The organism is Aeromonas sp. 601039 (assembly GCF_049174415.1).
In the GTDB taxonomy this organism is placed as follows: domain Bacteria; phylum Pseudomonadota; class Gammaproteobacteria; order Enterobacterales; family Aeromonadaceae; genus Aeromonas; species Aeromonas veronii_A.
Window position 1 is genome coordinate 261,009 of sequence record NZ_JAAKTL010000001.1, and the last position, 20,043, is coordinate 281,051.

At 55.6% G+C, this 20,043-nt stretch carries 13 protein-coding genes; 7 read left to right on the forward strand and 6 right to left on the reverse strand.

The annotated features are described in order from the left end of the window. The first annotated feature begins 975 nt into the window (after positions 1–975). Positions 976–2,355 (forward strand): magnesium transporter, encoded by a 1,380-nt coding sequence (gene mgtE, locus G5195_RS01155; RefSeq protein ID WP_421235745.1) that lies wholly within the window; start codon positions 976–978, stop codon positions 2,353–2,355. Between the two features lie 113 nt (positions 2,356–2,468). On the opposite strand, the gene dnaJ is transcribed toward mgtE, so the two are convergent. The 3 genes from dnaJ to grpE form a co-directional block, all read right to left on the reverse strand. Beyond that, positions 2,469–3,611, reverse strand: coding sequence for a molecular chaperone DnaJ (dnaJ, locus tag G5195_RS01160; protein ID WP_216954258.1), 1,143 nt, complete (start codon positions 3,609–3,611; stop codon positions 2,469–2,471). A 101-nt stretch (positions 3,612–3,712) separates the two neighbouring features. Continuing rightward, positions 3,713–5,641 (reverse strand): molecular chaperone DnaK, encoded by a 1,929-nt coding sequence (gene dnaK / locus G5195_RS01165; protein ID WP_042053028.1) that lies wholly within the window; start codon positions 5,639–5,641, stop codon positions 3,713–3,715. Between the two features lie 298 nt (positions 5,642–5,939). Continuing rightward, a complete protein-coding gene (gene grpE / locus G5195_RS01170) occupies positions 5,940–6,515 on the reverse strand; it encodes a nucleotide exchange factor GrpE (RefSeq protein ID WP_005338036.1) in 576 nt (191 codons plus the stop codon). A 291-nt stretch (positions 6,516–6,806) separates the two neighbouring features. Between grpE and nadK the strand changes: the two genes are divergently transcribed. The 6 genes from nadK to G5195_RS01200 all read left to right on the forward strand — a co-directional run bounded on the left by nadK (position 6,807) and on the right by G5195_RS01200 (position 15,557). Further along, positions 6,807–7,691 carry an NAD(+) kinase gene (gene nadK, locus G5195_RS01175; RefSeq protein ID WP_005338038.1) on the forward strand — a complete coding sequence of 295 codons (885 nt, stop codon included), beginning with the start codon at positions 6,807–6,809 and terminating at the stop codon, positions 7,689–7,691. A 252-nt stretch (positions 7,692–7,943) separates the two neighbouring features. Further along, positions 7,944–9,608, forward strand: a complete 1,665-nt coding sequence (gene recN / locus G5195_RS01180; protein WP_421235746.1) for a DNA repair protein RecN — start codon at positions 7,944–7,946, stop codon at positions 9,606–9,608. A gap of 307 nt (positions 9,609–9,915) precedes the next feature. Then, the gene (locus G5195_RS01185) at positions 9,916–10,806 is read left to right on the forward strand and encodes a manganese-dependent inorganic pyrophosphatase (protein WP_323874835.1); all 891 of its coding nucleotides are present in this window, start codon (positions 9,916–9,918) and stop codon (positions 10,804–10,806) included. 250 nt (positions 10,807–11,056) lie between these two features. After that, entirely contained in the window at positions 11,057–12,220 is a 1,164-nt protein-coding gene (macA, locus tag G5195_RS01190; protein ID WP_421235747.1) for a macrolide transporter subunit MacA, read from the forward strand. After that, complete coding sequence (locus G5195_RS01195) at positions 12,217–14,190, forward strand: MacB family efflux pump subunit (RefSeq protein ID WP_421235748.1); 1,974 nt, start codon at positions 12,217–12,219, stop codon at positions 14,188–14,190. The genes macA and G5195_RS01195 overlap by 4 nt, the downstream gene beginning before the upstream one ends. Positions 14,191–14,192: 2 nt before the next feature. Then, complete coding sequence (locus G5195_RS01200; protein WP_323912944.1) at positions 14,193–15,557, forward strand: efflux transporter outer membrane subunit; 1,365 nt, start codon at positions 14,193–14,195, stop codon at positions 15,555–15,557. Between the two features lie 576 nt (positions 15,558–16,133). Here G5195_RS01200 and G5195_RS01205 read toward each other — a convergent pair. The 3 genes from G5195_RS01205 to G5195_RS01215 form a co-directional block, all read right to left on the reverse strand. Continuing rightward, complete coding sequence (locus tag G5195_RS01205) at positions 16,134–16,544, reverse strand: H-NS family nucleoid-associated regulatory protein (protein WP_216954269.1); 411 nt, start codon at positions 16,542–16,544, stop codon at positions 16,134–16,136. Between the two features lie 461 nt (positions 16,545–17,005). Further along, positions 17,006–18,733 (reverse strand): Wzy polymerase domain-containing protein, encoded by a 1,728-nt coding sequence (locus G5195_RS01210; RefSeq protein ID WP_421222180.1) that lies wholly within the window; start codon positions 18,731–18,733, stop codon positions 17,006–17,008. Positions 18,734–18,750: 17 nt separating this feature from the next. After that, positions 18,751–20,031, reverse strand: coding sequence for a sugar transferase (locus G5195_RS01215; protein WP_421222178.1), 1,281 nt, complete (start codon positions 20,029–20,031; stop codon positions 18,751–18,753). Between the last annotated feature and the right edge of the window lie 12 nt (positions 20,032–20,043).

Genomic DNA, 20,043 nt, shown 5'->3' on the forward strand with positions numbered 1-20,043 from the left:
GAATAGGAAGGGAGGCACCTCACCACCAACCGGATCAGGGTGCTGGCGATGGGTCTGCCAGGTATCGGCATACCCTATGCGTCATTCTGTTGGTGGAGATTGTTACACGCATTACACCATCAGGTTCGGCTACAAAGCAGCGTAAATAATACCGATCACGCATGCGATATGGCTGAATACGCGACATTCCTGTCGTTCAATTACCAAAATATCAATAAAGATGTTTCTAAATGTTTCTAGCGGTGGATTAATTATTTACCAATAAGAACCATTCCAGTAGCATCGCAGCATTGATTAATAACGGAGACCATCAGTGGGCAATTCATCAGATGACAGTAGGTTGTTGAGCTCGTCAGCCAATACCTGAGTCGCGAGATCCCCGCAGATTTTTCTGCCGCTATCTCGCACTATGCGGAGAGCGGTTTATTTGCACCTGAGTGCAATTCCTTCCCTGTATTCACTCGATGTCTGTTACTGACGCCATCCAATGCTACAGACTGGATGCGTAAATAATGCCTGCATGGGTTTTCTCCTGATATCAGGATCACCATGTCATTACCACTGTTACCTCATCACGCCATGTTTTTCCGCCTCTGGCGTGCGTCAACGATGGCGAGCCTCTATCGCTGCAGGTCAGTAGCCACAAGGCTTTTGACAAGGCTTTTGACAAGGTGGCATGGGAGATGGCAACAGCCGCTAGCCGGGCGACGACCGTCCCGCGATCCGCTCCACCTTCATTTACTTGTGCCGAGTGCAACACCTGTTCATTCCCCATGCGTGGCTATTGACGGGTAAGCATATGACGATTTTTTACATCAATCAGGAGGTGTGTAATGGACCCTGACCCTGGAGCCGGTATCGGTGACTAGTCCGGATTAATTTTCGGGCGTTATTTCCTTATCTATTTTTGCTGATGTGATGTCAGTCGGAATTCTATTTTCTATTTTCCAGGCTGATGTATTAAAGGATATATAAATGCAATACCAAGATATTCACCAACAACTGTATGTACTGCTGCAAAACAAGGATCGTATGGGGATCCAGAGCCTCAGCCTGAATATTCATGAGGTCGATCTGGCACAAGCGATAAACCGCCTGACAGATAAACATATTCATACCTTTCTCAATCTGGTTCCTGCATTGCGTGCCGCACGCATCTTCCGCCATCTGCCCAGCGATATTCAGGCCAGCCTGGTACGTTCCATGGCCAAGCCCCAATTGGAGGAGTTGTGTACCCGCCTATCCCCCGATGACAGAGCCGATCTCTACAATCGTCTGCCCGCAGCCTTGCGCCAGACCCTGCTCGATGCGATGACAGATGAAGAACGTGAGGATACGCAACGGCTGGCCTCTTACCCGGAAAACCTCGTCGGCTCCATCATGAGCTCGGATTGTGCCAGCCTGACGGCTGACATCACTGTGGGAGAGGGGCTGCAACGGCTGCGCAGCACTGCTGCCGACAGGGAGAGTATTTATACCCTGTATGTCGTGGATGAAATGCGCCGCCTCATCGGGGTTGTCTCCCTGCGCGAACTGTTTCTCGCCGACAGCAAAACCCCCATCTCGGCCATTATGCAGCGCGAGCTGGTGAGTATTCAGGCCGATGCCCCCAAAGGCGAAGCCGCGGAGATGATCGCCCGTTACAACCTGCTGGCCCTCCCCGTATTGAATCAGGATCAGCAGTTGCTCGGCATGGTGACCGTGGATGATGCAATGGATGTTGCCGAAGAGGAAGATGCCAACCGGATTGCCCGCTTCGGTGGTACGGCTGCGCTGGGAGGTCCCGAACTTGATCTTCGCGCATCCAGCACCTTTAACATGTTCAGCGCCCGATTCTTCTGGCTGGCGGTCTTGACCGTATTCGGCATACTGACCAGCAATCTGGTCGCCGCTCAGGAAGAACTCATCAGCGAAGTACTGATCCTCGCAGCCTTTATTGCCCCTATTATCGACATGGGGGGCAACTCGGGCAGCCAGTCGGCCACCTTGGTGATCCGGGCAATAGGCATGGGTCAGATCAAGCTGAGCATGCGTGACTTCTTTTTCGTGCTGCGGCGCGATCTGCCCGTCGCAATGGCTCTGGGGCTGGGTGTCGCCCTGCTGGAAGGGGTGATGGCATTCTGGAGCAAGAGCATCGGCTGGGACATCGTCATGATTGTCAGCCTCTCTGCCATGACGGTGACTGTGGTTGGCAGCCTGCTTGGTCTGGTCCTGCCGTTTGCCGCACGGAAGATGGGGACTGATCCGGCAACCCTCAGCTCCCCCATGCTCACCTCGATCATGGATCTGTTGGGCGTGCTGATCTATTTTGGTTTCGCCTATGCCTTCCTCGGTGGGTCACTGGCTGCTGCCTGACAGCGCACAGCAGATGGGGGCAGCCAAACCACCGCCATCTCCGATAGTTCAAGATAAAAGAGAGGGAGGCATCACGCCTCCCTCTCTCTTTATATCGACACGGGTCTATGCCATCACTTGGTCAGATCGTCGAAGAAGCGTTTCACCCCTTCGAAGAAGCCTTCCGATTTCGGCTTGTGAGTCTTGGCAGCGGCACCGCTGAAGGATTCGTCCAGCTGGCGCAGCAGCTCTTTCTGCTGCTCAGTGAGGTTGACCGGAGTCTCGATCACCACCTTGCACATCAGATCCCCTACCTGACCGGAGCGCACGGACTTCACGCCCTTGCCGCGCATGCGGAACATCTTGCCGGTCTGGGTCTCCGGAGTGACCTTGAGTTTGACGCGGCCATCCAGGGTCGGCACTTCGATCTCGCCACCGAGGGCGGCTGCGGTGAAGCTGATGGGCACTTCGCAGTAGAGGTTGTTGCCGTCACGCACGAAGATCTCGTGCTCTTTGACGTGCACCTGTACGTAGAGATCCCCTGCCGGAGCTCCTGCTTCCCCCGCTTCCCCTTCGCCGGAGAGGCGGATGCGATCGCCGGTATCGACGCCCGCCGGAATTTTCACCGACAGGGTCTTGGTGCGCTGGTAGCGACCTTCACCGTGACACTTGCGGCACGGATCCTTGATGATCTTGCCGCGGCCGTGACAGTGCGGACACGCCTGCTGCACCGCGAAGAAGCCCTGACGCATCTGCACCTGGCCGGAGCCGTGGCAGGTCGGGCAAGTCTGGGCACTGCTGCCGGTGTGGGCACCGGAGCCGTTACAGACTTCGCAGTGAACCAGAGTCGGCACCTTGATCTCCTTGGAGACCCCGCGTACCGCCTCTTCCAGCGTCAGCTCCATGGTGTAACGCAGGTCGGAGCCACGGGCCGGGCCACGACGGGCACCACCACGGCCACCGCCGAAGATGTCACCGAATACGTCACCAAACATGTCGGCGAAGTCGGCACCGCCGCCAAAGCCACCGTGGCCACCGCCACCCTGGCTCGGGTCGACACCGGCATGGCCGTACTGGTCGTAACGGGCACGCAGGTTGGCATCGGTCAGGACCTCGTAGGCTTCCTTGACCTCTTTGAACTTCTCTTCGGATGCGGCATCACCCTGGTTACGATCCGGGTGATACTTCATGGCCAGGCGCTTGTACGCCTTCTTGATCTCGCGATCGTCGGCATCTTTCGCCACACCCAGTACTTCGTAGAAATCGCGCTTCGACATACTCATCCTGTGGTTACGCAGACGGGCGTTGGTTACCCAACGCCCGTGAATTCATTGACCAAGCCGATGGGCGAAGCGGACTCCGCCCATCTGGGTAGGGCTTACTTCTTGTCGTCTTTCACTTCTTCGAACTCGGCGTCGACTACGTCGTCGTCAGCCTTGGCAGAAGAGGAGGACTGACCGGCATCAGCACCGGCTGCACCCTGGGCCTGAGCCTGCTGCTGGGCAATTTCCATCAGCTTCTGGGACGCTTCCAGCAGAGCCTGCTGTTTGGCTTCGATAGCAGCCTTGTCGTCACCCTTGATGGCAACTTCCAGCTCGCTCAGAGCGGCTTCGATCTTGGTCTTGTCGTCGGCAGGCAGGGCTTCACCGGCTTCGGTGATCTGCTTGCGTACGGAGTGGACCAGACCATCAGCCTGGTTGCGAGCCTGTACCAGCTCTTCAAACTTCTTGTCCTCGGCCGCGTTGGCTTCGGCTTCGCGTACCATGCGCTCGATCTCGTCATCAGACAGACCAGAGGAGGCCTGGATGGTGATCTTCTGCTCTTTGTTGGTCTCTTTGTCTTTCGCAGAGACGTGCAGGATACCGTTGGCATCGATGTCGAAGGTCACTTCGATCTGCGGCAGACCGCGCGGTGCCGGACGGATGCCTTCCAGGTTGAACTGGCCCAGAGACTTGTTGTCGCTGGCGCGCTTGCGCTCACCCTGCAGCACGTGAATGGTCACGGCAGACTGGTTGTCTTCGGCAGTGGAGAACACCTGGGACTTCTTGGTCGGGATAGTGGTGTTCTTCTCGATCAGCGCAGTCATCACGCTGCCCATGGTTTCGATACCCAGGGAGAGCGGGGTAACGTCCAGCAGCAGTACGTCGGTCTTGTCACCGGACAGTACGGCACCCTGGATGGCAGCACCCATGGCCACGGCTTCGTCCGGGTTGACGTCTTTACGCGGCTCTTTGCCAAAGAACTCGGCAACGGTCTTCTGAACCAGCGGCATACGGGTCTGGCCACCAACCAGGATCACGTCGTCGATCTCGCCAACTGCCAGACCGGAGTCTTTCAGGGCGACACGAACCGGCTCCAGAGAGTCTTTCACCATATCTTCTACCAGGGATTCCAGCTTGGCGCGGGTCACCTTGATGTTCATGTGCTTCGGACCGGTGGCATCTGCAGTGATGTACGGCAGGTTGACGTCGGTCTGCTGGGCAGAAGAGAGCTCGATCTTGGCTTTCTCGGCGGCATCTTTCAGACGCTGCAGAGCCAGCTGGTCGTTGCGCAGGTCGATGCCCTGCTCACGCTTGAACTCGTCTACCAGGTAGTTGATGACGCGGTTGTCGAAGTCTTCACCACCCAGGTGGGTGTTACCGTTGGTCGCCAGTACTTCGAAGGTGGTTTCGCCTTCCACTTCGTCGATCTCGATGATGGAGATATCGAAAGTACCGCCACCCAGATCATATACGGCAACCTTGCGCTCGCCCTTGACCTTGTTCACGCCGTAAGCGAATGCAGCAGCAGTCGGTTCGTTGATGATGCGCTTTACATCCAGACCGGCGATGCGACCGGCATCCTTGGTAGCCTGACGCTGGGCGTCGTTGAAGTAGGCCGGAACAGTGATGACTGCTTCGGTTACCGGCTCACCCAGATAGTCTTCGGCGGTCTTTTTCATCTTTTTCAGCACTTCGGCAGAGATCTGCGGCGGTGCCATTTTCTTGCCCTTCACTTCAACCCAAGCATCGCCGTTGTCAGCTTTGGCGATGGCGTACGGCATGATTTTCAGGTCACGCTGCACTTCTTCATCTTCAAAACGACGACCGATCAGACGCTTGATGGCGAACAGGGTGTTTTTCGGGTTGGTGATGGCCTGACGCTTGGCCGGCTGACCAACCAGGATCTCGCCATCATCGGCATAGGCAATGATGGACGGAGTAGTACGATCGCCTTCTGCGTTCTCGATCACGCGAGCAGTGTCGCCATCCAGAATAGCGACGCAGGAGTTGGTAGTACCCAGGTCAATACCGATGATTTTACCCATTTGACGAATCTCCAAATACTTTGAATAAACTGGCGAGGAACTCGCCTTAATGCGTTAACGGCTAGGTGGGGGCTGCCAATCTGGCTTTCAAGCTCCCGGCATCAAATTTTTTGTGCCGCCGCGGCCTTGCTACCTATATGGGGTCGCCGGACGCAGCTTCAAGCCCCAACCCTAAAAAACCACACCCTTTGTCATGGTTGCGCGGTCACGTTGAGGCGTAAAACCGGGCAAGATGAACAGGTGCTGCACTGCGAAACAAAAAGCCCGCCACAGGGCGGGCTCGGGCACCCACAGCCAATCAGTCGACCGCTTTGGCGATCATCACCATGGCCGGACGGATCACCCGACCGTTGAGGTCATAGCCTTTCTGCATCACTGCGATCACGGTGTTCGGCGCCACATCGGCACTCGGTACCATGCTCATCGCCTGATGGGCATTGGGGTCAAACGGCTGGTTGATCGGGTCGAGCGCCACCAGACCAAACTTGGCCACGCCGCTCTGCATGGATTTCAGGGTCAGCTCGACACCTTCGATCATCGGCTTGAGGGCTTCGTTCTCCTTGTCGGCCAGTTCGATGGCTCGCTCAAGGTTGTCCAGCACCGGCAGCAGTTCGTTGGCGAACTTCTCCAGAGCAAACTTGTGCGCCTTCTCCACATCCAGCTCGGTACGACGGCGCAGGTTCTCCATCTCGGCGGCGGTACGCAGGGCGCGTTCACGCTCTTCCGCTGCTTTTTGAATGGCGGTTTCCAGCTGCGCTTCCAGTTCGGCAATACGGGCCTGCTCGGCTGTCACTTCACTGTCTACATCGGTCGGCTCGACTGGCTGGGCTTCCACTTGCTCCATCGCTTCAACCTTTTGCTCTTCGTGGTTCATGACATCTCCAATTCCGGGGTTACTTATGAGGGCCCTGACGTCTGGTTGAGCGACCGGACGACAACAGACCGACTATGTTGGCGCTATTATGGGGATGCATCCCCGGCTTTCAAGGGGTAAAGGGCAATCAGGGTTGCTGAATAGCCGCAACCGTCGGTTTATCCGGGTTACCGCTCACCGTTTAACCAGTAGCCTCAAGGGGATAGCCAGCCCCGTCACACGGGAGAGCGTCACAAGCGGAGCAAAGCACTGTATACTGGCCCGCAATACCCATCCCAGATCTGACTGACTATGGATTCTCCGTTCAAAACCATCGCCCTGATTGGCAAACCCCACCATGAGGGGGCCAACCAGACGCTGACCGGCCTGCATCAATACCTGACCGCCCGCGGCTTTCGGGTTCTGGTGGAGAGCCGGGTCGCCCAGACCCTGAGCATCCTCGATGAAAACGTGATGGATCTGGTGCAACTGGGCCAGCAGGCCGATCTCGCCATCGTGGTCGGCGGTGACGGCAACATGCTGGGGGCGGCGCGAGTGCTGTCGCGCTTCGATGTAGCAGTGATCGGGGTCAACCGGGGCAACCTCGGCTTTCTGACCGATCTCTCGCCACAAGATTACCTGCTGCCGCTGGAGCAGGTGCTCTCCGGTCACTACAAGAGCGAACACCGCTTCCTGCTGGAAGCCTCGGTCTATCGCCACGGCGAGCGCAAGTCGAGCAATCTGGCGGTGAATGAAGCAGTGCTGCACCCGGGCAAGATCGCCCACATGATCGAGTTCGAGGTCTATATCGATGGCAGCTTTATGTATAGCCAGCGCTCGGACGGCATCATAGTGGCCACCCCGACCGGCTCGACCGCCTACTCCCTGTCGGCAGGTGGCGCCATCCTCACCCCCAAGCTCAACGCTATAACGCTGGTGCCCATGTTCCCGCACACCCTCAGCAGTCGCCCCATCGTGCTCGATGCCGACAGCGAAGTACGGCTGCTGGTATCACCGGACAATCAGGACGATGCCATGCAGGTCAGCTGTGATGGCCAGGTGACCCTGGCGGTCCACCCGGGGGACGAGATCCTCATCAAGAAGAGCCACCACCAGCTTCATCTGGTGCATCCCCTCGACTACAGCTACTTCCACGTGCTGCGCAACAAGCTCGGCTGGGGCAGCAAGCTGTTCTAATCAGCTTTGACCGACAACGGCATTGCCAGAGAAGGGCGCCTGAATTGGCGCCCTTCTCTTTTTTGTCGTGGCAACGTCCCCTGCATTCTCATATCCGTACCGCGTCCCAATAGTCAGTACCGCATTTTCATAGCCATACTACACTGGCTCCCCCCTTCCTGTGTTAAAAATGGCGGCGCCCTCTTTACTGTATATAAGACCAGTATATACTGGATGCATACACAGTAATGTTGACCTATACAGGATGAGACCATGCTGACCCAGCTGACCGTCAACAACTTCGCCATCGTCAAGTTTCTAGAACTCGATCTGCAACCGGGGATGACCTGCATCACAGGTGAGACCGGTGCCGGTAAATCCATCGCCATCGACGCTCTCGGTCTCTGCCTCGGAGAGCGTGCAGAAGCCAGCATGGTGCGACCCGATAGCGACAAAAGCGAGGTCAGCGCCCGCTTCCTGCTGGACAACAACCCGGCCGCCCGCGCCTGGCTCGCCACCAACGAACTGGAAAACGAAGGTGAGTGTATCGTCCGGCGAGTCATCTCCGCCGAGGGCCGCTCACGCAGCTATATCAACGGCGTGCCCGTCCCCCTCACCCAGCTCAAGAATCTGGGTCAGCTGCTGGTCAACGTGCACGGTCAGCATGCCCACCAGATGCTGCTCAAACCCGACTACCAGCTCGCCCTGCTCGACGGCTACGCCGGCCACCATCTGCTGCTCGACGAGGTGCGCCAGCACTATCAGCAGTGGCGCCAACTGCAAAACGAGCTCAACCGGCTCAAGGCCGAGCAGCAGCAGCGGGAGGCCCGTCGCCAACTGATCGAGTATCAGGTGCAGGAGCTGGACGAATTCGCCCTGCAACCAGGGGAGTTCGAAGAGATAGAAGAGGAGCACCAGCGTCTCGCCAACGGCACAGAACTGATGCAAGAGTGTGGGGCTTGCCTGGACCTGCTCTATGACAACGAAGAGACCACTATCGCAGGGCTGCTGCAATCGGCCGTCGATCGGGCCGAGGGACTGGTCAGCATGGACAGCCGCCTCACCCCGGTACTGGAGATGCTGAATGAAGCGCTGATCGGGGTGCAGGAGAGCCACAGCGAACTTCGCAGCTACCTCGATCGGCTGGAACTGGATCCCGAGCGTTTTAACGAGCTGGAGGCCCGCCTCTCCAGAGCAATCAATCTGGCCCGCAAGCACCACGTCAAACCGGCAGATCTGGCTCAGTACCATCAGGAGCTGGCCTCTGATCTTGCTCGCCTCAACTCCGATGAAGAGCGGTTAGAGGGGATGGAAGATGAGCTGGCCGAGGCCCGTCAGGCTTTTGTCCAGGCCGCCGAAGCCCTGAGTCAGAGCCGTCAGCGTTATGCCGAGGAGCTGGGCGCCAAGGTGACCAGCAGCATGCACGAACTGGCGATGCCTGATGGCCGTTTCGCCATCGAGGTGCGCCCCGACGCCCAGAGCAGCCTCTCTCCGCTGGGTATCGACCGGGTGGAGTTTATGGTCACCACCAACCCGGGCCAACCGATCCAGCCGCTTGGCAAGGTGGCCTCCGGCGGTGAACTGTCACGTATCAGCCTCGCCATCGTGGTGATCAGTGCTCGCAAGATCTCCACCCCGACCCTGATTTTCGACGAAGTGGATGTGGGGATCAGCGGCCCGACCGCCGCCGTGGTAGGTCGCCTGCTGCGCCAGCTCGGGGAGTCCACTCAGGTGATGGTGGTCACTCACTTGCCTCAGGTGGCAGGCAACGGCCACCAGCATATGGTGGTGAGCAAACATACCGATGGCAAAACCACCGAAACTCGGATGGATGCGCTCGACCAGAATGCCCGTCTCAATGAGCTGGCACGCCTGCTCGGTGGCGACCAGATCACCGACAACACCCTGGCCAATGCCCGCGAGCTGCTGCGCCGCTGAATCAGGCAATAAAGCCCATTTGCAGCGATGGCGACTGATAGCGCTGACAGAACATGCTGACTGCGCAGGCACAGGCGAGAGCTATGGCCTGCGCAGTCAGTAATAGCCAATAGCCAATAGCCAATAGCCAATAGCCAATAGCCAACTGTGAGAACCGAACTCGCGTCAGGATTACCGACTCAGATCAATAAAATGGCGAGTTAGGCGAAGCTGGCAGCAACATGGGCGTGGATCCGGTTGCCTTCATGTGGCGGATTTCGCATAGTGTTGCCCCCCTTTATGGGTATCCAATTGTGAGGCTTTGTCTATGATCCACGTTTTTGGTCACAAGAATCCTGATAGCGACAGTATCTGCAGTGCGCTGGTTATCACCGACTGGCTCAATGGCCAGGGCCGTCAGGCCACCCCATGGCGTTTGGGTGACCTGCGCACCGAAACCCGTTTTATTCTGGAGCAGGCTGGCGTCAGCGAACCCGAGTTGCTGACCAAAGATCTGACCGGTGAAAACGTCTGGCTGGTGGATTTCAGTGATCTGGAACAGGGCCCCGCCACACTGGCACAAGCCAATGTATTGGGTCTGGTGGATCACCACCGTCTCGGCACTCTGGTCACCCAGTCTCCGCTGGATGCCTGGATCCGGGCCGTCGGCTGCACCTGCACCATCGCCTTCGATCTGCTGAGCCAGCAAGGCACCGTGACCCGCAGCCAGGCTCGCCTGATGCTGGGTGCCATCATGAGCGACACCCTCTGTCTCACCTCGCCGACCACCACCGAGCAGGACAAGATCGCTTGTGAGCGTCTGGCACCGCTGGCCGAAGTATCGCTGGCCGAGTTCGGTCAACAGCTGCTGATGGCAAAAACCGACCTGAGCGGCCTCACTCCTGCGCAGTTGCTGCAGCAGGATGAGAAAGCATTCCAGGCCGAAGGTCTGAACTTCATCATGAGCCAGATTGAAGTGGGCAGCGAACAACAGCTTGCCGACCAGATTGACACTCTGCTGCAAGAGATGGCACACCGTGTTGAAGGCGAAGGGCTCGACTTCTTCGTGCTGATGGTGACTGACCTGACGGCCGCAGCCAGCCGCATCTACTTTACTGCACACCCGAAAGTACCGGCAGAGTCCAGCTACCACCCGGGCTTTGTCAGCCGCAAGAAGCAGGGTCTGCCCTGGGTGATGGATCTGCTGGCCAAGGCCTGATCCTCCCTCGCCATCACCTATTCCAAAGCCCTGCCTCTGCGCAGGGCTTTTTCATCGCCACCGCCAGCCGCACTCCCCACCCTCTTGTTGACCATCTTGCTCACGACTGCGGTCTATCGCTTACTCCTTTCTCGGCTTATTGACAGTTAACGCCATAACTTTGCTTACATATTTGCGGCTGTTATTTATCAGGGCTTTGCTGCAGGATAATCGCCGCGCACAACCTTTTCCGTTTCCATTCAGGTGATCGATGAACATAACCCCCAAGCAGAGAACCCTGGCCATCACCATGCTGATCGCCGTGGTTCTCATCGGCTGGCTGCTCTGGCCCAGTCAACCACCCAAGGCGATGCTAACCGCTCAGGTGACCCGCGAGGATATTGCCCAGACCGTGCTGGCCAGTGGTGTGCTGCAGGCCGTGGAGCAGGTGGATGTGGGGGCCCAGGTCTCCGGTCAGGTTACCAAGCTGGCCGTCGAGGCTGGTGATCAGGTCAAGCAGGGAGACCTGCTGGCCGAGATCGATCCCCTGATTGCCCAGAACAACCTCAAGACGGCCGAGGCGGAGCTTGCCAGCAACCGCGCCCAGCTCAAGATCAAGCAGGCACAACTCAAACAGAACGAGCTCGCCTGGCGGCGCCAGCAGCAGATGTTCAAGCAGGAGGCGAGCTCACGGGCCGATCTGGAGAGTGCCGAAGCACTGCTGGCGGTCACCCGCGCCGAACTGCAAAACAGCCAGGCCAATATCGACAATGCCCTGATCAAGGTTGATCGGGCCAAGACCGAGCTGGGCTACACCAAGATCCTGGCGCCGATGGATGGCACCGTCATCAGCATTGTGACCCGTCAGGGCCAGACCCTGGCTGCCAGCCAGACGGTGCCGACCGTGCTCAAGCTGGCCAACCTCGAGACCATGACGGTCAAGGCGCAGATCTCCGAAGCTGATGTCACCAAGGTCAAAGCCGGCATGCCGGTCTATTTCACCCTGATCGGCGATCCGGATACCCGCTATCAGGGTACCCTTCGCGCCGTGGAGTTAGCGCCTACCAATATTAACGATCAGGCCACCACAGGTACCACCACCAGCAATGCGGCCGTTTACTACTACGCCCTGTTCGATGTGCCCAATCCCGATCATACCCTGCGGGTGGCAATGACCCCCCAGGTGACCATTGTGCTCGGCGAGCGCAAGCAGGTGCTCACTGTGCCGCAAACCGCCCTCGGCAAGTCGCTGGGTGACAACGAGTATGAAGTCACCGTGATCAATGACGATGAGACAACCGAAACCCGTCATATCAAGACCGGTATGAAGGACGAGATCCGCATTGAAGTGATCAGCGGGCTGAGTGAGAAGGAGGAGGTGCAGCTCAATCACGGAGCCCCCGCCGACAATGATGAGATGGCGGTGATGCTATGAGTGAGCCCCTGAACCAGCTGCCGTTGATCCAGCTGAAAGGGGTCGAGCGACGCTACCAGAGCGGCGACAGCGAAGTCACCGTGCTCCACCCTCTTGACCTCACCATCACGGCAGGAGAGATGATCGCCATTGTCGGCGCGTCCGGCTCCGGTAAGTCGACCCTGATGAACCTGCTGGGTTGTCTGGATAGCCCGAGCGGCGGCCAGTACCTGTTTCGCGGTCAGGACACAGCCACCATGGATGCGTTGGCGCTGGCCCGACTGCGCTGCCACCACTTCGGCTTTATCTTTCAGCGCTACCACCTGCTGCCCCACCTCGATGCCGCCGCCAACGTGGAGATCCCAGCCGTCTATGCGGGCACCAGTCGCCCGGATCGCCAGGCACGTGCGCGTCAGCTGCTGGGCAGACTGGGTCTGGCCGATCGCAGCCACCATACCCCGGGCCAACTCTCCGGCGGTCAGCAGCAGCGGGTCAGTATCGCCCGGGCGCTGGCCAATGGCGGCGAAGTGATCCTCGCCGATGAACCGACCGGCGCACTGGATAGCCAGAGCGGCAAGGAGGTGATGGCGATCCTCAAGGAGCTGCACGCTCAGGGCCATACCATCATTCTGGTCACCCACGATATGAACGTGGCCAGCCATGCCGACCGGATCATCACTCTCAAGGATGGTCGGATTGAACAAGATAGCGGCCCCTGCCAAACGGCGGTGTTGGCTCCAGCCACCGCTGTAGCCCCTCAAAAAATAGCGCCCACTAAAGGCGCCATGGGCCACGATTGGGATCGTTATCGGGAAGCGGGACGGATGGCAATCCATGCCATGCTAGCCCACCGGATGCGCACCTTCCTCACCATGCTCGGCATCATCATCGGCATCGCCGCCGTGGTGAGTGTGGTGGCGCTGGGGCAAGGGGCGCGCGCCAAGGTGATCGACCAGATCAATGCGATGGGCACCAACACCATCGAAATCTTCCCGGGTAAAGGATGGGGCGATGAGAAGATGGCCAGCATCCAGACCCTCAACAAGGGGGATCTCGATGCCCTGTTGGGGCAACCCTATCTTGCGGGCGCCAGCCCCGAGATCGGCAGCTCAGGGCAGTTGCGCTATCGCAACAAGACCAACAGCGGCAATGTGACCGGGGTCGGTAACGACTATTTCAAGGTAAAGGGGATGACGCTGGTCAGTGGTCGCTTACTGGAGTGGCAAGATATCCAGCAGCGTGCCGCCGTTGCCGTGGTGGACAAGAAGAGCATCACCAGCCTGCTTGGCAAGGAGGAGCCGGTCGGCAAGGTGGTACTGGTCGGCACCTTGCCGGTGCGGATTGTCGGTGTGGTTTCGCAGGAGACCGGCTTCGGCCCCACCAGCCAGTCGGTCAATATCTGGCTGCCCTACAGCGCGGTGATGAGTCGCCTCATCTCGCAGCACCACTTCAGCCAGATCACCATCCGGGTCAAGGACGGGGTACAACCGGCGCTGGCCGAGCAGGCGGTGATCGAGCTGATCACCAAGCGCCACGGGGTGAAGGATTTCTTCACCTTCAGCAGCGACAGCATCATCAAATCGGTGGAGAAAACCACCGCCACCATGACCCTGATGGTCTCGGCCATCGCGGTGATCTCGCTGATCGTCGGCGGGGTGGGCGTGATGAACATCATGCTGGTGTCAGTGGTCGAGCGCACCCGCGAGATCGGCATTCGCATGGCCGTGGGCGCCCGCCAGTCGGATATTTTGCAGCAGTTCCTGATTGAAGCTGTGATGGTGAGCCTGCTGGGGGGTATCTTCGGCGTCGGCCTCTCGCTAGGCATTGGTGCGCTCTTTGCACTGCTGGTGGACTCCATCAAGATGCAGTTCTCGCTCTTCTCCATCCTGATGGCCTTTGGCTGCTCGTCACTCATCGGGATCCTGTTTGGTTACCTGCCGGCACGCAATGCGGCGCGGCTCGACCCTGTTGTCGCACTGGCGAGGGAATAACAATGCACAAACTCTCCTGGCTGGCTCTCTCTATGGCCCTCAGCGGCTGTAGTCAGCACAGCACCTATCAAAGACCCGAGTTGGCGATCGCCCCCACATGGCAACAAGCAGAGGGCGCCCAACTGGCTGCGCAGGCTGGCCTCTGGTGGCGGGAATTTCATGATCCCCAACTCGACAAATTGGTCGAGGCGGTTCTAGCCGCCAACCCGGACATGCATGTGGCGGCCCTCAAGCTCAAAAGCGCCAGACTGGGCGCCGAGCAGGCCGATACCAACCTCACCCCCTCGGTCAATGGCACTATCGCAGCCAGTGGCAACAAGGATCTGAAAAGCGGCAAAGGCACCAACAGTCTGGGCCCCTCGCTGAGCCTCAGTTACGAAGTGGATTTGTGGGGCAAGCTTGCCTCGGTGCGAGATCAGGCAAGCTGGGAGGCGGCGGCAAGCGAGCAGGATCTCGCCAGCACCCGACTCCTGCTGATTGGCAATACTCTGGAGCAGTATTGGCAGCTCGGCTATCTCGGCTCTGCCATCGCACTCGGAGAACAGCAGCTGGCCAACCTGACGCGAACCGAGCAGCTGACCCAAACCAAATACCAGGCAGGCGCCATCACCCGACTCGATCTGGCGCAGGCACGCCAGCAACTGGCAGGCAAGCAGGCTGAGCTGGCCTCCCTCAAGGCGCAGCAGGAGCAGGCTCGCAATGCCCTGCGTCTGTTGCTGGGCCGCAGCAGCGGGCCGCTGGAGTATGCACCCGCTTCCCTTGCAAAGCAGGCCATTCCTGAACTTGCGGTGGGTATTCCGGCCGATGTGCTGGCCCGCCGCCCCGATGTCAAAGCGGCCGAATTGCGGCTGCGCAAGACGCTGGCTAAAGGGGATGAGATCCGCACCAGCTTCTACCCCAGCCTGACCCTGACCGGCAGCGCCAGCACCGCATCCGATAGATTGGCGCAAGTGCTGCAAAATCCGGTCGGTACGCTGGGAGCCAGCCTTGCCCTCCCCTTCCTTGAATACAACCGCACCCAGCTCGCCATTGAAAGCTCGGAGCTGGATTACCAGATCGCCGAAACCGAGTTTCGCAAGCAGCTCTACACTGCACTGGTGGAAGTGGAAGACAATCTGGCCGCCCGCCACTATGGCCAGCAGCGACTCGATTATCTGCAGGAGCAGCTGAGTTATGCCCGGGAGGCCGAACGACTGGCCAAGGCTCGCTTCCAGGCGGGTGCGACCGGCGTGCAAGCTTGGCTTGATGAGCAGAACCGACTGTGGGATGCCCAGCAGAGCCTGCTGGCACAGCAAAAAGAGCAGCTCACCACCACAGCCAAAATCTATCGCGCCCTGGGTGGCAGCGATAGCGTGACGCCCCGATAGCGCTTCACCTGGCTATCCCCCACTCTGCCTACAGAGTGGGGAATATCATCGCCATAGACCATACAGAATTTCCTCTCCCACACTGCAGCCGAACTTCATTGCCCATTATCAGGGGCAGTCATGGCAGCGCAGCCAATTACATGCATCGGCGACCCTGAATATACCGGCCATACCTTGCGGCTCTCTCTATACCTAACGCCCCCTGACCGGAGATAACGATTACCGGATATTCCATCAGCAGAGAGCTCTACTCTTGCCGAACGACGCACCGTGAATCGTGAATCGTGAATCGTGAATCGTGAATCGTGAATCGTGAATCGTGAGAAACATATCCGAAGCTCGTATCAGCACAACGCATACAAATAGCGATATCGCGTTGGTGAGCCACAGGACAAAATTAATCGTAAACAACGAATGATATTGAGTAAAGGAACTGCGGGTAAGGCGAGAGAGAAAGGATACAAACGAGGAATGCAGATAACAATGAGGTGGAAATACTGGTTGGATAACCACGAGTAAAACGGCAAAAATAATGCCGCCCGAGGGCGGCATTATTCAATCTCTGAACCTGACGAATTAGATCAGGAAATCGTTCAGGTCTTTACCCAATGCGACTTGAGCAGCAATGGCTTTCGGCATACGGCCTTGACCGGTCCAGGTCTTTTCCTGGCCATCTTCTTCGTACTTGTATTTAGCCGGACGCGGAGCTCGCTTGCTCTTGGCAGCGCCAGTTGCAGCAGCCGGAGCAGCGGCAGTCGCCAGTAGCTCACGAGGATCAATACCAGCCTGCTGCAGCATTTCGGTGAATTCATTCAGCTTGCGCTGACGCTCTTCCTGTTCAGCACGCTCCTGTTCAACAGAATCGGCGCGCTCTTGGTAAACCAGGTCAAACTTCTCTTTAGCTTCCAGCAGTTGCTCAAACGGCAGCTCACGAACAGCCGCACGCAGACTGCGAATGTTCAGCAGAACTTTCAGAAACTCGTTCATTATTTCCTCACAAAAAGTCGGTCACAGGGATTACCGTGTCAGAATAGCATGGACAATTGATAACAACATACCGTTTTCTGTATTTACACTCCTTTTTTTTATTTTTCACTCACCATACTCTCTTGACGCGAAGCGTGATAACAAATCAATGCTCAGTTGTGATTGCTATACAATCTGACAGATGATGATCTCAGATATTACAGGGCTCATTAATATCCCACTACATGCAGTCAGAAGATTCTCTTTATAGTGACACCCGATATGCCCTCCCCCCCGCCCAGTTACCCATCAAGCAAGGTGAAATAAAAAAGCCACAAAGCAATTCCTCAGCAACGACGACTTAAAAGGCCATAATTTTTATCCATAAAAATCATGAACTTACAACATCAACCCATATATCTAAAGACAAATAAACAATCTGTTTTTTAACATAACCGATCTTACCCGGTTGTTAAATTACGCTAATTTGCGCGAGCATTACTTTGTGCCGATTGATCAACACCACTGATCACCGGTATAGCTACAGAGCCACTCAGCAGAGGTTCCGCAGGATAGAGTCTGAGCGCTTCCAGACGCATCGCATCGGCTGCCTCTTTGCGACCCAGAGCGTTAAGTGCTGTCACCATATTGGCGTATATATTAGCTCGTGGTGTATGAAGTACGAAGGCCTGCCCCCACTCCAGATAAGCTTCCAGTTCATCCTTGTTGTTTGTCTGCAAACCGACCATCAGACGAACCGAGTTCACATCAAATTCAACTCGTGTCAGCCATGCCATAGGATTGATAATCTCCAGCAAGAGCGTCGGCTCCTTATAACCTCCCCGCTCGTATTTGGTGACGACCCAGGCAGTATGAAGGGCTGTCAGCATAAATGGGACAATCAATAGAGGGATAGCTATTGCCATAAATCGGAGCAACAACCAGGGGCGATACTCAATGTCCAACCACGATGGGCTACCGCAACTCACGAAACGGGTTTCTTCAATCTCGGTGTCAACGACATAGATCAGCGTCAGCAACAACCACCACAACACGATTGCATGGTAAAGGGGATATTCCGTCTGAGTATGGAGCAATATCGGTGTCACCAGGGCAAGCAGTGCCATGGCATTTACCCAACGCACCTTCGTCAGGCGCCACAATAATGCGCCCCCCATAATCACCATACCAACCATGGGAGCCACCCCTCCCTCAACAGCCCAATAAAGGAATTCGTTGTGGGGATGGTCAAGATTGTACTCAATCTGCACCATAGATGGATTCAGCGCCTTATCAGCCATGTAGTGATGGAGAAAAACAGATTCAAAACTGCCGTATCCCCAACCACTCCATGGTGCTTCGGCAATCAGCTTGGCTGCATAAGGCCAATAAATAGATCGCATACCACCAGATTGATAAATCTCCAACCCGCGCTTTGCTCCTGCCATCCAGTACTGTGATAGCAGGCCAAGGGCCACCGCAAAAATAACCAGCGCCAACATACGCCATAGCACTCGATGGCGATGGAGTTGCGGTATCAATAAAAACAGAGCTAGCAGACCGCCAAGTTGACCCACTCGGGATTGCAAAACAACCAGCAACAGTGTTGCTGATAGAATGACGCCATAGCGTAGAGCCATCAGCAAACGACCACCCTCTCGGCGTAATTCCAGCCAAATAGCAAGGGCAAGACCAGTTGCCATAAAGGTTGCCATCACGTTTGGCTGTTGAAAGATCCCGTAAGGACGATTGGTTTTAGTGTCGTAGCCAATCCAGTTACCGGGTGTCAACAGATAGAACTGTATCAGACCGAGCAAAGCCTCCATCGCGATCGCTATCAGGACGATATAGAGCAAGCGATCACGCTGCAACCGATTGAAGCGCCATTGATAGAGCCCGAATAAAAACAGCAGACCAGCAAAAAGCCCCAATAATCTTGGAATGGCATAATCCCTGAGTGCAAAACCTGGATAGAACATCGGCAGCAGTAGCAAGAGTGCCCCTATCCATAAGCCCGCTTGTAATGGAGAAAAGAGCAGACGCTGGCGTAACGTCACTTGCCACAATCCTAATCCAATAGCCAGCGAGGCAAACACCCATCCCCATGCGTTAAAGGGCAGATATAGCCCTGCTCCTCCCGGGTTGTGCATAAAAAAATGCACTCCAAGTAACCAGTATAATGAAGATAAAATCCAATACAAGCTGCTCATATATTATTTCCGTATACTCAACGAGCCCCAAACCCTGTCAGCATTGTTTTAATAGTTTTGATTACTATTAATAGATCAAGCCAAAGCGAAAAGTTTCTAATATAATAAAAATCATATTCTAATTTTATACGAGTACTATCTGTATCAGCTGAGTAGCCATGCATCACCTGAGCCCATCCACTTATACCAGGACGAACCATATGACGATACATATAGAATGGTAATTCAGACTCAAACCTCTCCACAAAAAAACGCTGTTCAGGCCGAGGACCAATCAAGCTCATATCCCCTTTAAGAACATTAAAGAATTGCGGGAGCTCATCAATTCTATATTTACGAATAAAATTACCAACACGAGTAATCCGTTTGTCAACCTGCTGAGCAAAATATGCATTGTCTGATGATGAACTGTCATGCATACTACGAAATTTATATATTACAAAATCTTTATTACCCAACCCAACTCTCTTTTGCTTAAAGAAAACAGGGCCAGGGCTTTCCAGCTTTATTAATATTGCTGTTATAAGTAACACCGGCATAAAAAAGGGGAGTGCAATTATAACAACCAAAAGATCAGCTAGTCTTTTTAAAAAGAAATAAAACAACGAGGGAATAGCGGAACCCAAGTCATTTTCATATAATTGCTCAACGCTCACTCGGCCTGTTAATGATGCATATATAGTTTTGCTGTGATAGATTGGTATCCCTAACAAAACGAAATCAGTTAATAACCTTTGCCATTCACTCGTCAAATCAGATGAGTGAAGGTCAGCAACTACGGCATTACCACAAAACAGAGAAAAATCTGGTTTGTGAAGAATATTCCATTCAACAGCAGTCAAGGCACACAGTTTCTGATAATTACCAACCGGGATGATGGAATACTTAACCTTGCCAGATCGTGCCCCTAAGTAATAAATAAGCCAGCAAGATACTAAAACCAATATATACGAGCTTATAATTACTGGCCTACTATACTCAAGACGAAACAGCAGCAACACACCGAATAATATTCCATACACAGCGGTTACTGTTGGAATCATATAAGATAAAGCATTAACTCCAGGATAGCAAAGCACTCGACTCAGGAAAAAACCAGCAGTAATACATGTTATAAAGATTCCTAAAAGTGAATTTATTTTTACATCATCAAGGAAATTCCAAAAGTCCTCGCCCCAAAACAAAAATGCAGGTAATAATGTTGACACCAAGGATGTAAAAAAGAACATTATTGTATAATTAAACCGTACAAGGTCATACCAACGACCACCATATGGATAATAGCTATTATTTATCATGAAAAACTCATT

Excerpts from the sequence above, each read along its gene's own strand:
- mgtE (WP_421235745.1), top strand. The coding sequence starts at position 976 with ATGCAATACCAAGATATTCACCAACAACTGTATGTACTGCTGCAAAAC.
- dnaJ (WP_216954258.1), bottom strand. The coding sequence starts at position 3,611 with ATGTCGAAGCGCGATTTCTACGAAGTACTGGGTGTGGCGAAAGATGCC.
- dnaK (WP_042053028.1), bottom strand. The coding sequence starts at position 5,641 with ATGGGTAAAATCATCGGTATTGACCTGGGTACTACCAACTCCTGCGTC.
- grpE (WP_005338036.1), bottom strand. The coding sequence starts at position 6,515 with ATGAACCACGAAGAGCAAAAGGTTGAAGCGATGGAGCAAGTGGAAGCC.
- nadK (WP_005338038.1), top strand. The coding sequence starts at position 6,807 with ATGGATTCTCCGTTCAAAACCATCGCCCTGATTGGCAAACCCCACCAT.
- recN (WP_421235746.1), top strand. The coding sequence starts at position 7,944 with ATGCTGACCCAGCTGACCGTCAACAACTTCGCCATCGTCAAGTTTCTA.
- G5195_RS01185 (WP_323874835.1), top strand. The coding sequence starts at position 9,916 with ATGATCCACGTTTTTGGTCACAAGAATCCTGATAGCGACAGTATCTGC.
- macA (WP_421235747.1), top strand. The coding sequence starts at position 11,057 with ATGAACATAACCCCCAAGCAGAGAACCCTGGCCATCACCATGCTGATC.
- G5195_RS01195 (WP_421235748.1), top strand. The coding sequence starts at position 12,217 with ATGAGTGAGCCCCTGAACCAGCTGCCGTTGATCCAGCTGAAAGGGGTC.
- G5195_RS01200 (WP_323912944.1), top strand. The coding sequence starts at position 14,193 with ATGCACAAACTCTCCTGGCTGGCTCTCTCTATGGCCCTCAGCGGCTGT.
- G5195_RS01205 (WP_216954269.1), bottom strand. The coding sequence starts at position 16,544 with ATGAACGAGTTTCTGAAAGTTCTGCTGAACATTCGCAGTCTGCGTGCG.
- G5195_RS01210 (WP_421222180.1), bottom strand. The coding sequence starts at position 18,733 with ATGAGCAGCTTGTATTGGATTTTATCTTCATTATACTGGTTACTTGGA.
- G5195_RS01215 (WP_421222178.1), bottom strand. The coding sequence starts at position 20,031 with ATGATAAATAATAGCTATTATCCATATGGTGGTCGTTGGTATGACCTT.